This window comes from Corynebacterium sp. HMSC074C04 (assembly GCF_001838295.1).
GTDB lineage: Bacteria > Actinomycetota > Actinomycetes > Mycobacteriales > Mycobacteriaceae > Corynebacterium > Corynebacterium amycolatum.
On the sequence record NZ_KV836270.1, the window covers coordinates 482,479 to 496,921 of the forward strand.

10 protein-coding genes, 1 tRNA gene and 1 other RNA gene are annotated in these 14,443 nt (G+C 58.0%); 6 read left to right on the forward strand and 6 right to left on the reverse strand.

What is annotated here, in order from left to right; all coding sequences use genetic code 11:
• Positions 1–57: 57 nt before the first annotated feature.
• A complete protein-coding gene (locus HMPREF3011_RS03405; protein WP_038626283.1) occupies positions 58–1,131 on the forward strand; it encodes a trypsin-like serine protease in 1,074 nt (357 codons plus the stop codon).
• A 731-nt stretch (positions 1,132–1,862) separates the two neighbouring features.
• On the opposite strand, the gene HMPREF3011_RS03410 is transcribed toward HMPREF3011_RS03405, so the two are convergent.
• Both HMPREF3011_RS03410 and HMPREF3011_RS03415 read right to left on the reverse strand, forming a co-directional pair.
• Positions 1,863–1,936, reverse strand: a tRNA-Met gene (locus HMPREF3011_RS03410).
• 200 nt (positions 1,937–2,136) lie between these two features.
• Positions 2,137–5,124 (reverse strand): UPF0182 family protein, encoded by a 2,988-nt coding sequence (locus HMPREF3011_RS03415; RefSeq protein ID WP_049180921.1) that lies wholly within the window; start codon positions 5,122–5,124, stop codon positions 2,137–2,139.
• Positions 5,125–5,275: 151 nt separating this feature from the next.
• Between HMPREF3011_RS03415 and HMPREF3011_RS03420 the strand changes: the two genes are divergently transcribed.
• Positions 5,276–5,857 (forward strand): PPA1309 family protein, encoded by a 582-nt coding sequence (locus HMPREF3011_RS03420; RefSeq protein WP_049180920.1) that lies wholly within the window; start codon positions 5,276–5,278, stop codon positions 5,855–5,857.
• A gap of 267 nt (positions 5,858–6,124) precedes the next feature.
• Entirely contained in the window at positions 6,125–6,964 is an 840-nt protein-coding gene (locus HMPREF3011_RS03425) for a GDSL-type esterase/lipase family protein (protein ID WP_038626297.1), read from the forward strand.
• A 373-nt stretch (positions 6,965–7,337) separates the two neighbouring features.
• Here the strand turns inward: HMPREF3011_RS03425 and ssrA are convergent.
• Both ssrA and smpB read right to left on the reverse strand, forming a co-directional pair.
• Positions 7,338–7,722: a transfer-messenger RNA gene (gene ssrA, locus HMPREF3011_RS03430) on the reverse strand.
• Between the two features lie 101 nt (positions 7,723–7,823).
• Complete coding sequence (gene smpB / locus HMPREF3011_RS03435; protein WP_038626299.1) at positions 7,824–8,327, reverse strand: SsrA-binding protein SmpB; 504 nt, start codon at positions 8,325–8,327, stop codon at positions 7,824–7,826.
• A gap of 182 nt (positions 8,328–8,509) precedes the next feature.
• Here smpB and HMPREF3011_RS03440 point away from each other — a divergent pair, with 182 nt between their 5' ends.
• From HMPREF3011_RS03440 to HMPREF3011_RS03450, 3 genes are all read left to right on the forward strand, one after another.
• Positions 8,510–10,153, forward strand: coding sequence for an AbgT family transporter (locus HMPREF3011_RS03440; RefSeq protein WP_080972824.1), 1,644 nt, complete (start codon positions 8,510–8,512; stop codon positions 10,151–10,153).
• A gap of 163 nt (positions 10,154–10,316) precedes the next feature.
• On the forward strand, positions 10,317–11,084 hold the full coding sequence (locus HMPREF3011_RS03445; protein ID WP_070841138.1) for an alpha/beta hydrolase family protein: 768 nt from the start codon (positions 10,317–10,319) through the stop codon (positions 11,082–11,084).
• 20 nt (positions 11,085–11,104) lie between these two features.
• Entirely contained in the window at positions 11,105–12,079 is a 975-nt protein-coding gene (locus HMPREF3011_RS03450) for a cation diffusion facilitator family transporter (protein WP_070560136.1), read from the forward strand.
• 29 nt (positions 12,080–12,108) lie between these two features.
• Here the strand turns inward: HMPREF3011_RS03450 and HMPREF3011_RS03455 are convergent, their stop codons facing one another.
• Positions 12,109–13,938 carry an ABC-F family ATP-binding cassette domain-containing protein gene (locus HMPREF3011_RS03455; protein WP_070841139.1) on the reverse strand — a complete coding sequence of 610 codons (1,830 nt, stop codon included), beginning with the start codon at positions 13,936–13,938 and terminating at the stop codon, positions 12,109–12,111.
• Entirely contained in the window at positions 13,922–14,437 is a 516-nt protein-coding gene (locus HMPREF3011_RS03460) for an NUDIX hydrolase (protein WP_070560141.1), read from the reverse strand. The genes HMPREF3011_RS03455 and HMPREF3011_RS03460 overlap by 17 nt, the downstream gene beginning before the upstream one ends.
• Between the last annotated feature and the right edge of the window lie 6 nt (positions 14,438–14,443).

Genomic DNA, 14,443 nt, shown 5'->3' on the forward strand with positions numbered 1-14,443 from the left:
AAAACTCGTTGCCACCGCAATCAAGGCCATTGTTCCTTCTGGGAAAGGGAAATAACCGTGAAGAAAACATCTTTTTCCATCGCAGCAATTGTTAGCAGCACCCTGCTTCTATCTGCAACCCCAGCTCTTGCATTGGAAAACGGCGAACCCGCACCCGCAAATGCTGAAAGCAGTTCTGTGGCCGCGCTGAAGATTGGCAAAATCGGCAATTTCGGCGACTGCACCGGAACGCTGGTTGCCGACCAGTGGGTACTCACTGCACGCCACTGCCTGGAGTCTGTGAACAACGAAGGGACCCAGGCCCGCATCGGCGGGAAGGTCTACGATGCCGATTCTTGGGCGCTGTCTCCCATGTCTGATGCGGGGTTGCTTCACCTGACTCAAAAGGTCACTGACGCAACACCCGCGAAGGTTTCCCGCGATATCCCAACACCTGGGCAGACGGGAACCCTCTACGGATGGAGCAGCAGCTCGTCCATGGCGCGATCAGGGCAGCTCCCGATGACCAAGATGGTCGTCAAGGAACTGCTGGGCGGAGCACCGGCTGATGGAACTCCAGGTGAGGCTGCTCCAGATGGGGCCACTCCAGGTGAGGCTGTTCCGGGCGAAGCTGTTCCGGGCGATGCCATGGAATCAATGGAGATGCAGCCAGGCGGAGCAATGCCGGGTGCAGTTAAGCCGGATGCAGTAAAGCCAGATGACTCCAAAACCGAGTCGATCCCCGCAGGAACGGAAAGCATCCCAGCCGACGCTGCCATGATGCCAATGATTCAAAGCGCCATCCTGGACGCACATTCCGTCTCTGGCGCGGGTATGCAGGGCGGTGACTCCGGCGGCCCGTTCTTCGTCGACGGCAAGCTCGCGGGCCTGGCTACTGCCGGAACCTCCAATGGCGATCCTGACCTACCCTCCCCCAGCGCAGCTATCACCACCCTCGCTGGCACGGCTGACTGGATCGATGACATCACCTCTGGCCGAGACACAGAAAGCGTGCTGACCGCGGAGAACACTCCTGCTCCGCCAAAGACCATTCAGACCAGCGCCGATCACATGTGGGGTTACCTCGCCATCGCGTGCGTTGGCCTGGTTGTCGCAGCAGCCTGGTCGCGCATTAGGAATGGCCGACAGTAGAACCGTCTAACCACAACCACAAGCCGCCTCCCCGGAAAGTACTGGGTAGGCGGCTTTTATCGTGCATGCGAGGAACTTAATAGTGACCGAAGCCACAAAATCTCTCGGTAACTGACGTACAATCGTGAGATAATCCTATGGTTTTATTCCAATTTTTCTAAGAATCGACGATTCGGTGAGGTCACACTTATCGGTGGCCTGGCTCTGTTGATTCCGCCAATGATCTGGCTGAAGAAATCGAAAGCCAAGACTTCGTAGAATTCTTTATGAAGGGGCGAAAAAAAGGAACGAGTCACTCCACATCCGCCCACATTTCGAGCCCACCGTGGGAGTCCAAGCCTGTCTGGCAGCTGTCTGTCAGCTGTCTGCCCACCGTTTTGCCAGTATTGCGCTCACTTATCGATGCATGATTCACCCATCGATGCGCTCCAGCGTATCCATAAGTGAATAACTCATCGATATGTGAAACCGAAAGCTAGCAGCGCGTACATGAGCTGAGGCAAATCGGCCAGAATCAACCCAGCAACTCCTCAAGCTAAGTACCTTCAGGCCGACTAATCGAGCAGCGCCTCACGCTGCATTTTGACGACCGTCCTTCAATGCCCGGTTGTGAAGTGCGCGAGTTCGTCAGACCCAACGACTGCCCAACGGCTTAAGCCCCAAGCGGTGATTTGACCCCCGAATAACGAAGACCCCTACCAGCGTTTACACCGGTAGGGGTCTCTTCTTAGTGGCGGGGGCTGGATTCGAACCAACGACCTCTGGGTTATGAGCCCAGCGAGCTACCGAGCTGCTCCACCCCGCGTCAACTGTCCTGGCTTTTACAAGCACTCACAGCGGGTGCTGACCTCTCCGGCCAACGAGATGTAACTGTAGCACGGCACCCCCAACAAAGACCAATCACCAGGTCATAGCCAGTTTCGCTACAACCTGGGGACTCTGCGAACCATAAGAACCTATGATTCTCGGCTAATCTCCCGTTGCAAGCCTTACTCTCTGTAAACCTTACTGGCCGTTGGCCTTCTGGTAGTCAGCGGCAGCGCGGTCGAGCTCGGCAAGTGCCTGGCCCTGGGCTGCGTAGTCACCGTTCTTCTGGGCGTCGTTAAGCTTCTTTAGCGCGTCGGAGATACGGCGAGCGGCGTCGTCACGCGCGGCGACATCAACCTTGCGCTCTTCCTTCGGTGCCTCGTCGTCGGACTCAGCGTCGGCGGCGTCCTTGTCCTTATCCGACGGCTGCTCCTCAGCCTCTTCCTCACCGCGGACCTTGGTCACGGCGGAAGCATCGATACCAACCTGGCTCAGAGCCTCAGTGACCGTAGCGCCGTAGCCCACCTGACCGCGGTAAGCGACGAGAATACGCAACAGCTTCGGGAATGCGGTCTCCTGCCCCTTGCGTTGGGTGTAGACCGGTTCGACATAGAGAATCTCGCCATCGCCGACCGGCAGCGTCAGCAGGTTACCGTTGGTGACCACGTTCGTACCCTCGAGCAGGGTACGGTCCTGGGCGACCTCATCTGCGGACATCATCGTGTCCTGCGCCTGACGCGGACCCATGGTCTGGGTGTTGGTCGGCAGAGCACGAATAGTGATTTGGCCGTAGGTCTCCGGCTCGGAGGAAGCACTCATCTGAGCGGAGAGGAACTCACGCTCCAGTCCACGGAATGCAGAGATCAGCTGGAAGCTCGGCTTGCCGCTCTCCGGATCGGAAGCGACAACATAGTACGGCGGCTGAGAGAGGTTCTTGTCTTCCGGTGCGGTCGGGTCGGACGGGACAGACCAGAAGGAGTCATTGGCGAAGAACACGCCCGGATCGCTGACGTGGTACTTGGCCATCAGCTCGCGCTGAACCTTAAACAAGTCCTCCGGGTAACGCAGGTGCTCCTGCAGTTCCTCGGAAATCTCCGACTTCGGCTTCACCACACCCGGGAAGACACCTTCCCAAGCTTTGAGCACCGGATCCTTCTCATCGAACTCGTAGAGCTCAACGGTGCCATCGTAGGCGTCAACGGTTGCCTTGACCGAGTTGCGGATGTAGCTGACCTCGCTGTTCGGCAGCGGGCGTGGAGTGCCATCCGGGTTAATGGAGTCCTGCGTGGTTTCCTGGAGGCTCATGCGCTGGGAGTACGGCATCTTGGCCAGCGTGGTGTAGCCGTCGACGATCCACTTCATACGGCCATCGACTACAGCCGGGTACGTCTTGGTGTCGGTAGTCAGCCATGGGGCGACCTTCTGAACACGGTCACGCGGATCGCGGTTGTAGATAATCTTGGAGTCCGACCCAATGCGGTCGGACAGCAGGATGTTGAGTTCCTGGTAACGGGTGGCGAAAATCATGCGGCTGGCAAGTCCGCCAACGCCAACACCGCCCTCACCGTCGTAGGTGAAGTTTCGGCCGTCAGCATCGTACTCGTAGTCCTTGCCGTCACCATTGCCACCGACAATCGCGTAGTCGGCATCGCTGTTGGCGATAACCGGACCGTAGTAGATACGCGGCTGCTTCAGGTTCAGGTTCATGCCGTTCGGGTCCTCGGACTCGAACAGGTCAGCCACGGTGTACAGCGGGTAACCACCGCGGGCGGAACCGGACTCGGAGGCAACCTCGTCAACCTTATTAGCCGGCGCAGCAACGAAACCATTGCCGTGAGTGTAGACCGTGTGACGGTTAATCCAGTCAGTCTGGTTGCCCTGCAGAGTCTGCGGGTTCAGCTCACGAGCAGCGACAATGAAGTCACGGGACTCCCCATCAATCTGGTAGCGGTCAATGGCAAGCGGATCGGAGAAACCGTAGAAGTTCTTCAGCTGACGTTGCTGAGTGAAAGTACGCGGCAGGACCTCCGGATCCAGGATTCGGATATTGGCCAATGTCGCGGCATCGCGCGAAATCGAATCCGCACCTTCCTTTGCCGCCTCCTTATCGCCTTCCTTTTCAGCCGGAACGCCCCAGTCGCGCTCGACCTTCACCTTGTCGTCGGTAAGCCCGTAGTGGTAGCGCGTCGATTCAATGTTGCGCGCAATGTATTCACGTTCCTTGGAAGCGCGGTTCGGGTTAACCGAGAACTGCTCAACTGCCATCGGCCAGGCCACGCCGATCAGCCCCGCGGAGACCAGCATCAGCACTGTGGCAAACGCCGGAATGGAGAGGTTGCGCAGGAAGATAGAAGCGAAGAATGCAGCGGCCACGACAATTGCGATGACCAGCAGCGTAATCTTTGCCGGCAGCAGCGCATTGATATCGGTGTAGGAACCACCGGTGAAGGTTTTCTGCTTGTTATTCAGCAGCTCATAGCGGTCCAGCCAGTAAGACACAGCCTTGAGCAGCATGAAAACACCGGCCCAGCACGCCAACTGCGCACGAGCCGCATTGGAAACGCGGGTCTTCTCCCCTGTAGTCGGGTTACCTGGGCGGATGCCACCAAGGAAGTAATGTGTCACCAGCGACAGCAGGAACGCAATAACTACCAGGACAACCAGCGTCGAAACGATGTACGACCACAGCGGCAACTGGAATGCATAGAAGCCCAAGTCCTTGCCGTACTGCGGGTCAGTCTCACCGAAGGACTGCCGGTTTAAGAACAGCTGCACCGTCTGCCAATTGCCCTGCCCCACAAGGCCACCGAGTACGCCGAATACAACGGGCAGCGTGGTGAACATCGACTTCGAACCAGATTCAGCCATCCGTCGGTACACTGCCTGCGGGCTGCGTGGATCCGTCAGCCCGAGGTCGACGGGACGCGAGCGCCACGCCAACCACATAGATAGAAATGTCAGTGCACCCGTTATTAGGCCTACGGTGATAAACAGGACAATACGAGTGAGCCACGTGGTGGCGAATACCCCTCGATAGCCCACTTCACCGAACCACTGAAAGTCCGTATAAAAATTGACGGCGATGGGAATAACAAAGGTCAGCGCGGCAATCACCAACACGGTAATTGCCAGCCACCCCGGGCGGCCACCCGCCGATCGTCTCGGTCGAGTCTGGTTTAGAGACAACGTCTCTCCTGTTCAAGTTGAGCTTGACTTACCAGCGAGCTGGCAAGTCGAACGTACGCTTATCTGTCATCTACTCTAAATAAAGTTCCTAACAATTGACTAAGGATGCTGTTTAAACAGCGTTGCCAGGAAAGGGGCGTCGTCAAGCGTCATGAGCGAAAACAACGGCACACAGACTCATCTCAGCCAGCAGGCACTCAATCGCGCCGTGCGCGAGGCTGTCGAATACGTCCACGCCGAAGGTTGGGACCGTGCTCCGAGTCTCTTCGCCCTCGTCCCCACCGCCGCGCTTGCCGACGTGCTTGCCGACGAGCTGATTGACAGCGCCCCGCTGACTGTCGTTGCGCAGGAGCCTCTCCCCGAGGGAATTGAAGGTGGTAGCCCTGAGTTGGCGGACTTTATCGCTCGAACATCGTGGCCGGCAGGTGTCGTCGGTGCCGTGTTAGCGCAGGAAATTATAGTCCTTTCCCCGGAGCAAGCGGACAGTTTTGAGGGAGCATCCGTAGACGAGGTGCGGGCACAGGCGGATGGCGAGGCGGCTCGTCAGGCACGTCTTTTCAGTGGCGTTATCAGTGAGGGGCCACACCTAACGCTGATTCAGCCACGCCCCACGGAAGCGGAGCTGGATGAGCGTGGTCCCTTCGCTGAAGATGAGATTGAACTAAAGGATGGTTCTGGGGTAGCCGATGGTGTCATCGCTGCGCTGTATTCCACGTTCGGAAGTAACTCATAAATCCACCTACCAGCGATAAGAGACAGACAAGAGACATTAAGAGCGCCGAATATCCTTATAACTAGCTGATTCCGGTTGACATCAGGACTAGAACCTAGTTGTATAACAAAGTGATAAAGGCGCGTCTCTAAGTATCCGCTCAGGGTTCTGTCGGACTGGGTTCTGTTGGACTCGGATTCTTCCAGGGACGGGCGAATGTGGCGAAGAAATCGCGAGTGTAGCGCGAGTTTTTCCTTCTATTGGTTTTCAACTAAGAGGTTTTAAATTATGAAGAACAACGTTGTTCGCCGTGCAGCAGCCTCGGCAGCTGCAGCTTCTGCGCTGGCAGCCTCCCTCCTGACTGGTGGTGTTGCCAACGCTCTTCCTACTGGTAACTACGTTGCCTTCGGCGATTCCTTCGCTGCTAACCCGGGCCAGTCCGATCCGGCCGTGCCGGGCCGTGGTGGCTGCCCAATTTCGGTTTCGAACATCGGCTCTCACGTTGCTCGCGAGACTGGCCTTGAACTGCACGACTACTCCTGCAACGGCACTACCGCTTTCATGCCGACTCAGCCGCAGAAGTCCCTGATGGGCCAGGTTGACAACGCTATCGCTCAGGGCTCCCTCGGCCCGGCTACCCAGCTGGTGACCATCTACGTTGGCGCCAATGACGCAATGCAGGGCGCTGTGCTGCCAATGCCGGTTCAGGATGACCTGTACACCACCAACGTTGTTGCCGCGGTGCAGAAAATCAAGGCCGCTAACCCAACTGCTCGCGTCATGCTGATTGGCTACCCAGCTTTCACCTCGAATGACCCGACTCACTACGCCTGCCCGGTCAACGCCGCAGGTTTTGCACCGCACATTCCGGCTGCCGGCATGCACCAGTTTGAGATGGCTCTGCAGAACCGTCAGGAGCGCGCTGCAAATGAGTCCGGCATCGGTTTCGTCAACATGAAGAACATTGCCAACATCGATGTCGCAATGTGCGGCCCGGACGGTGAGCGTCAAGTCTCGGCAATTCTGGATACTGACGTTGCTTCCTACAACATGACCAACCACCCGACCTTCCACGGTTCGGCAGTTACTGGCACCACCATCGCCAACGTCTACAAGAGCACCTTCTAAGGTTGCCCGACGCCGCTCAGGCGTTTTGGAATGTAAAAACCCTCGGTCCCGCTTTGAAAAGTGTGGTCGAGGGTTTTGCTATCCCTTGCGCTGCGGGCTCCAGTTTTTACACTTTCGCTTCCGCCACGTCCGCTTCTGCAGTGACCTTAACGCGTTCTCTTCCCTTCAGCGCGCGGAGGGCGTAGAGAATTGTTGCTAGGTCGATAACCTCCTGCAGTAGTGCAATAATCTTCTGGTACTGCGAATCTGCCGCCGACTTGGAGGCTTGGATCCGAATTGTCTGCGTTCCATTGACGGATGATGGGAAAAGCGACTACACGATATAAAAAATATAAAAGCAAAATCCCCGGCCGTAATGACCGGGGATTTTAATCTGTGGAGCTGCCGAGAATTGAACTCGGGTCCACCGCCAACTCGCCAGGGCTTCTCCGTGCGCAGTTCGCACGATCGCCTCTACTCGACCCTTCGGCTCAGGCAAACATGTCCGAATGACGGGCCCAGCCGCAAGTAAGAAGATCCCCGATGAGCCTTACGGCACACCCATCGGGCGAGCCCTTTTAAGTCGATGCCAGGGTCCGGGCCAAAGGGCAAGCCCGGCCTGACAGACACGCTAGTCGCTTAATTAGGCAGCGAGAGCGTAGTCGCGCTGAGTGTTCTCGGCGCTTAATCAGTTGCTACGACGCTTAAACGGTGGTCTCTAGCCTGCACCGGCACGCTTCCCCTGGCTCACTGTACGGTGTCGAAACCATGTCAGCCCCATACAACGCCTTCGAGCGCGGGAATGTGCGTAGCACTCAAAGGATGTTCAAGAATAACGCTTTACGACGAGAAAAGTCAACAAACCTCGTCGCAAAGCACGCTACCCCTTGATGCCCTTTACACGGCGGCCCAGCGCACGAGTAGCTTCGCGCTCCTCCGTGCGGCGCTTGATGTCCTGGCGCTTGTCATAGTCCTGCTTACCGCGGGCGAGTGCGAGCTCGACCTTCAAGCGGCCGTCGGTGAAATACAGCTTCAGGGGCACAAGCGTGTTGTTGCCATCGCGGACCTTGCCCCACAGGGTGTCAATCTCCTTGCGGTGCAACAACAGCTTGCGCGAGCGACGCGGTGAGTGATTAGTCCACGAACCGTAGGAGTACTCCGGGATATGCAGCCCGCGGAGCCACACTTCGCCGTCGTCGATGGTCGCGAAGGCGTCGTTAAGCGATGCTTTGCCCTCGCGCAGCGCCTTGACCTCAGTGCCCACGAGAACGACACCGCATTCGTAGGTGTCCAGAATGTTGTAGTCATGGCGGGCACGACGATTGGTGGCCACCACCGCGTTGTTGGCGCTGACCTTTTCTTTCTTCGACTTCTTCTTGCCCATAACCTGCTTAACTCTAGTCGAAGAAGGTGCACGACAGCTATTCCCTAGCTATTCCCTTAACTTTCCCTTATGCGCCTGCTCGCACCCGACATACATATGCCTCTGGCCTTTTACGTTGTGACGCAACTTACTTTCCCCTAACCTTTTACCAACGTCTAACACAGAGGGATCTTTATATATATATGGGACAGTCAAAAACGTTGGAACCGGACAAAGCGCCACCGAAGCCAAAGGGGTTCCTAGCAACACTGGAACGTATCGGCAACGCACTGCCAAATCCATTTTGGCTATTCGTGATTCTTGCCGGTGTAGTCATCGTTTCTTCGTGGCTCGGTGAGGCTGCGGGTATGCAGGCCAAGGATCCCGCGTCGGGTGACATCATCGAGGTGGAAAGCCTTGCTACCGCAGAGTACCTGCAAAAGATGGTTTCTGAGGCGGTAACGAACTTCACGGACTTCGCACCAGTTGGCCTGATTCTGGTGTGCATGCTCGGTGTCGCAATTGCGGAGTACTCCGGTTACATCGGCTCGGCAATCCGCGCGGCAATTTCCAAGGTGCACTCCCCTGTCCTGCTGACATTCATTGTCGCACTGGCCGGCGTGACTGGTTCGATCGCTTCTGATGCCGTCTACGTGATTCTCATTCCGCTGGGTGCCGCCTCATTCGCCGCAGTTGGTCGTAACCCCATTGTCGGTGCGATGGTCGCCTTTGCCGCCTCGTCAGCCGGGTTCAATTCGTCGCTGGTGCTCAACATCACCGATGTGCTGCTGGCGGGTATCTCCACGCATGCGGCGCACTTCGTGGATCCGGAATACGTGGTTTCACCTCTGGCCAACTACTTCTTCACCATGGCTTCGTCCATTGTGCTGGCTCTGATTATTACGGCTGTTACTGAGCTGTTCATCACCAAGCACGTGGCAAAGACCATCCACGACGATCATATTGACCACGAAGCTGCCGAGTTCACTAAGCCGGGCGCTTCGGAGGAGGCTGCTGAGGAAAACGCTAAGAAAAAGGAGCAGGACACCGCGTCTAGCAGCTCCAACAGCGGCCGCGATAAGCTCGTTCTAAACGACTCCGAACGCCATGGCCTGCGCTACGGCAACATCGCCGCTGTTATCTTCCTTGCGCTGTGGTTCGCCGCTCTGTTCATCCCGGGTTCGCCTCTGCGCGGCGAAGGCGACGGCATCTTGAATTCCGTGCTGCTTACCGACGTCGTGGTGTCCATTGCCCTCTTCTTCGCCGTGGTCGGTATTGCGTACGGCATCGGCGCCAAGACCATCACCTCCTCTGCAGATGTGCCCGCCTTCATGGAACGTGGCCTGGGCACACTGACCACAATGATGGTGCTCTTCTTCGCTGTTTCGCAGTTCACGGCCTACTTCAAGTGGTCCAATATCGGCCAGTGGACCGCTATCAAGGGCTCCGAATTCCTGACCAAGGCGGATCTGCCGCCGCTGTTGCTCTTTGCTGCCTTCGTCCTGATGGTGGCTGTTCTCAACCTGCTGATTACCTCGGGCTCCGCACAGTGGGCGTTGATGGCGCCGGTCGTAGTGCCGATGCTGATGTACGTCAACGTCTCCCCGGAGGTCTCCCAGCAGCTATTCCGTATTGGTGACTCCCCGACCAACATCATTACACCGATGTCGCCGTACTTTGCGCTGGCACTGACCTTCCTGCAGAAGTACTACAAGCCTGCGGGGGTCGGCACGCTGATGTCGCTGGCTATCCCGTACTCGCTGTGCATGATGGTGGGCTGGTTCCTATTCTTTGTCGTGTGGTACCTCGCGGGCATTCCGCTGGGGCCAGGGGTTCCGGTGCGTTAACTCACAGCCACTAGGAGATTGAGGGATTGGTCGAATTTTTCGCCCAATCCCTCACTTATTTGTGGCACCCGGGCTTAATATTGCGTACGGTCGCCACCACAACGGGCGTCGTAAAGCGAAAACGTACACACATTGAGCACACACTGAGACGCGGATATAACCTATGCCAACAAAGCACCTAAAATTCACGGGATCGACAGGCGAGACTCTAGCTGCATCGATTGATCTGCCGGACGGTAAGCCACGCGCGTGGACGCTATTTGGTCATTGCTTCACGTGTAATCGGATGGTGCCCGGCGCGTCACGCACCTGTAAGGCGCTGGCGAAGAAGGGCATTGCAGCGTTCCGGTTCGACTTCACTGGCCTTGGGCAGTCCACTGGCGATTTCGGCGAGACGACGTTCCAGACCAACATTGATGACCTCAAGGCTGCCTACAAGTTCATGGAGGCAGAATTCGAGGCGCCGTCACTGCTAATTGGGCATTCGCTCGGTGGCGCAGCGGCACTGAACGCCGGCCACGATATGCCGAAGGTCAAGGCGGTAGCGACAATCGGTGCACCCTTCGATCCGGCACACTCGATTGTGCGCATCGCCGGGGACATTTCGACGGTCGATGAGCACGGCACGCAGGTTCTGCAGATTGAAGGTCGTGGCATTCCCATCTCCCGTGAGTTCCTGGAAGTGTTGGCGGACTACAACCCGGAGGTCTATCTCAGCCAGCTGCGCAAGCCGCTTCTGATTCTGCACTCCCCGACCGACCAAACCGTCGGTATCGACAGTGCACAGAAAATTTTCCAGGTATCTCGCTATCCAAAATCCCTGATGAGCTTGGATCGCGCGGACCACTTGCTCACTCGCGCTAAGTCCGCTGCGCGTGCCGCTGACCTGATTTATGCGTGGGCTGACAGCTATCTTCCGGAGGCTGAATAACCCTGTTATCATTAGGGGTTATGGACACGACTGAACACTCTGGCCACTCACACGGCCACGGTCATTCACACGGCCACGGTCACGGCCATGACCACGCTCATTTTGACCCCGCGAATACTCCTGCCCGCCGCCTGCTCGCGGCTGCGGGTCTAACTCTTGTCGTTTTTCTCGCCGAGCTCATCGGTGGCTTGGTTTCGGGTTCACTGGCGCTGCTGGCAGATGCCGGCCATATGGTGACGGACTCCGCGGGCTTGCTTATGGCGGTCGCCGGTTTGGCTATCGCCCAGCGCGGAGCCAATCACCGCGCGACGTACGGGTACCGTCGTGTTGAAGTTCTGACTGCTCTCGTCAACGGGCTGACAGTTTTCATCATTGCCGCTGTGATTCTCTGGGGCGCAATCCGGCGATTCGGGTCAGTGGAACAATCTGAAATTCAGACCATGTCGATGCTCATCATCGCGGTCATAGGCCTGCTGACCAACGTTATTGCGGCGTTTCTGCTCGCGGGTGCTGCCAAGGAAAGCGTCAACGTCCGCGGCGCATATCTCCATGTGCTTGTCGACGCCGCTGGTTCGGTCGCCGTCATTATCTCCGCTATCGCTATTGCATACACCGGTTGGACGGCCATCGACTCGGTGGTCTCTATCGTGATTGCGCTCTTCATTGTCCCGCGCGCTGCCATTCTGGTGCGCGACTGCCTTCACGTGCTGCTGGAGTACACCCCGGAGGGCGTCGACACCGAGAAAATTACTGCTGACCTGTCTGATCTGGATGGAGTGGCCGATGTCCACGACCTCCACGTCTGGTCCCTCAATGGCAATGACCTGTTGGCTTCTGTCCACCTCGTGCGCTGCGACACGCTCCCTGATGGCGACGAGCACGTATTACTCGACCGTGCGCAGGCACTGCTTCACGACGTCCACGGGATTGAACACGCCACGGTGCAGATTGAAAGAACCGGGCACGCTGACCACGAGTACCCGGCTCATACCTAGGGTGTTCGGCTAGTAGCTGAAGTGAGGTGCTAGCCCTCGAGCTGCTCCCCTAGCTCCAGCCACTCCATCTCCAGCTCTGCCTTCTGCTCAGCCACCTCCGCAGCACGGCGATCGAGGTCCGCCAGCTTTTGTGTGTCCAAGTTGGCTACATCAGCACTCGCTTCCGCCATCTGCGCATGCAGTTCACTTTCTTGCTGGCTGAGCTTCGCCATCTTCCGCTCCAGGGCACTCATCTTCTTCTGGACAGCATGAGCTTCCGCGGCCGAGAGCTTCGAGGTATCCTCCTCTGAAGCTGCGCCACGGGTCTGCGGACTACCGGCATTTGCTTGAGAGGCACCGCCACTAGCGGCCGAGTCGGCCAGCTGTGCGCGACGCTGGAGGTACTGACTAATCCCGCCAGGCAAGTTCGTCAGCTCGCCATCGCCGAAGAGGACCCAGGTCGAGTCGGCAATACGCTCAATCAGGTAGCGGTCGTGAGAGATGACCACCAGTGTGCCCGGCCAATTGTCCAGCAGATCTTCCAATTCCTGCAGCGTGTCAATATCCAGGTCATTCGTCGGCTCGTCGAGCAGCAGGAAGTTCGGCTCACTCATCAACACGCGTGTGAGTTGCAAGCGGCGACGCTCACCACCGGAGAGGTCTGCAATTGGAGTGCGCTGCCGCTTCGGGGAAAAACCCAGTCGCTCCGCCAGTTGCGAGGCGCTAATCTGCTTCCTGCCCAGGTCAATGTAGGTCGCCACGTCCTCCACAGCGTCGAGCACACGCATATCCAGCGGCAAATCATCGAGCTCCTGTCGCAGCCAACCCAGGCGCACCGTCTTGCCCTCAATCCGCTTGCCATCGCTTAAGGGGTAGTCTCCCGCCAATGCGCGCAACAAGGTCGTCTTACCCGAGCCGTTGACACCGACCAGGCCAATGCGCTCGCCGGGGGCCAGACGCCACGTGACGTCGTTAAGCAATTCCCTACCATCGGGCGTTTCCAGGGACGCATGCTCTAGCTCTACGACCACCTTGCCGTGTCGACGCCGCGAAAACGCCATCAGCTCCACGGAATCACGCGGCGCCGGGACATCGGCGATGAGAGCCTCAGCTGCTTCGATGCGGTAGCGAGGCTTCGAGGTGCGGGCCGGCGCACCCCGGCGCAACCACGCGAGTTCCTTACGCGCAAGGTTCTGGCGACGCTGCTCGGCGGCATCGGCTTGGCGCGCACGCTCGGCACGCGCGAACGTCCAGTCGTTGTAACCGCCATCGTAAAAATCGACGGTACCGTCGTGGACTTCCCACGTTTTCGTGGCAACGGTATCCAGGAACCAACGATCGTGCGTGACGACGACCAGGGCTGCCCGGCGCGAAAGAACATGATCGGCCAACCACTGCACACCCTCAATATCGAGGTGGTTGGTTGGCTCATCGAGAATGAGCAGATCAAGATCGCGGACCAGTGCGGCCGCCAGGTTAACGCGACGGCGCTCACCACCGGAGAGATTGGCGACCTTGGTATCCATACCGAGGTCATTGATACCGATGCCATCGAGGACCTCACGGATGGAAGCATTTCCTGCCCACTCGTGTTCAGCGAGTCCCAGCGGTGCAATGACGCACTCGAACACGGTGGAATTCGGGTCGAGCTCGGCGCCCTGGGTGACATGCGCCATGGTCATGTCGTTGGCTCGCGAAATACGTCCGGAGTCCGCTGGCTCCACGCCTGCCAGAATCTTCAGCAGTGTGGACTTGCCGCCACCGTTCAAACCGACAACACCGATGCGGTCGCCCTCTTGAACGCCGAGGCTGACGCCGTCGAGCAGAGTCTTGAGCCCGAAGGACTTAGAAATATTCTCGCAATTAATCAGATTCGCCATGATGAGTATTTATTGTGCCCCATTCGACCTTGCCAAGCACACGCCGGACATACCAGGCCACCGGCAGCTCATCGAACTGCTCTCGGGTTACCCATTTAAACTCCGGATGCTCGCCGCTGAGCTGGACATTCTGCGTGTCGTCAGCCTCGCGTACTAGAAAGGTCACCGTGTGGAAGCGGAAATTCTCCCCGCCCAAGTCCGGATTGGAATAGTGGGCAAATTCGCTGACCTCCGCTGCGCGCAGGCCGGCCTCTTCACGCAGTTCGCGCACAGCGGCCTCCGCGGGCTCCTCCCCCGCGTCGAGCTTGCCACCGGGCAAATCCCACTGTCCCCCGAGGAAGCCCTCGTATTCACGCAGCAGAAGCAGCAAGCGGTCGCCTCGGAAAACTATGCAGTTGCACACCCAGCCGTCGTCGTCAGGCCAGAACTTAGTCCAAGCCAGGCCGCGCGGTTCGCGCCGGCCGATTTCGGCCCTGTTGGGGTTGTCGTCACGGTGCATGGGGAA

Excerpts from the sequence above, each read along its gene's own strand:
- HMPREF3011_RS03445 (WP_070841138.1), top strand. The coding sequence starts at position 10,317 with ATGCCAACAAAGCACCTAAAATTCACGGGATCGACAGGCGAGACTCTA.
- HMPREF3011_RS03420 (WP_049180920.1), top strand. The coding sequence starts at position 5,276 with ATGAGCGAAAACAACGGCACACAGACTCATCTCAGCCAGCAGGCACTC.
- HMPREF3011_RS03450 (WP_070560136.1), top strand. The coding sequence starts at position 11,105 with ATGGACACGACTGAACACTCTGGCCACTCACACGGCCACGGTCATTCA.
- HMPREF3011_RS03425 (WP_038626297.1), top strand. The coding sequence starts at position 6,125 with ATGAAGAACAACGTTGTTCGCCGTGCAGCAGCCTCGGCAGCTGCAGCT.
- smpB (WP_038626299.1), bottom strand. The coding sequence starts at position 8,327 with ATGGGCAAGAAGAAGTCGAAGAAAGAAAAGGTCAGCGCCAACAACGCG.
- HMPREF3011_RS03455 (WP_070841139.1), bottom strand. The coding sequence starts at position 13,938 with ATGGCGAATCTGATTAATTGCGAGAATATTTCTAAGTCCTTCGGGCTC.
- HMPREF3011_RS03460 (WP_070560141.1), bottom strand. The coding sequence starts at position 14,437 with ATGCACCGTGACGACAACCCCAACAGGGCCGAAATCGGCCGGCGCGAA.
- HMPREF3011_RS03440 (WP_080972824.1), top strand. The coding sequence starts at position 8,510 with ATGGGACAGTCAAAAACGTTGGAACCGGACAAAGCGCCACCGAAGCCA.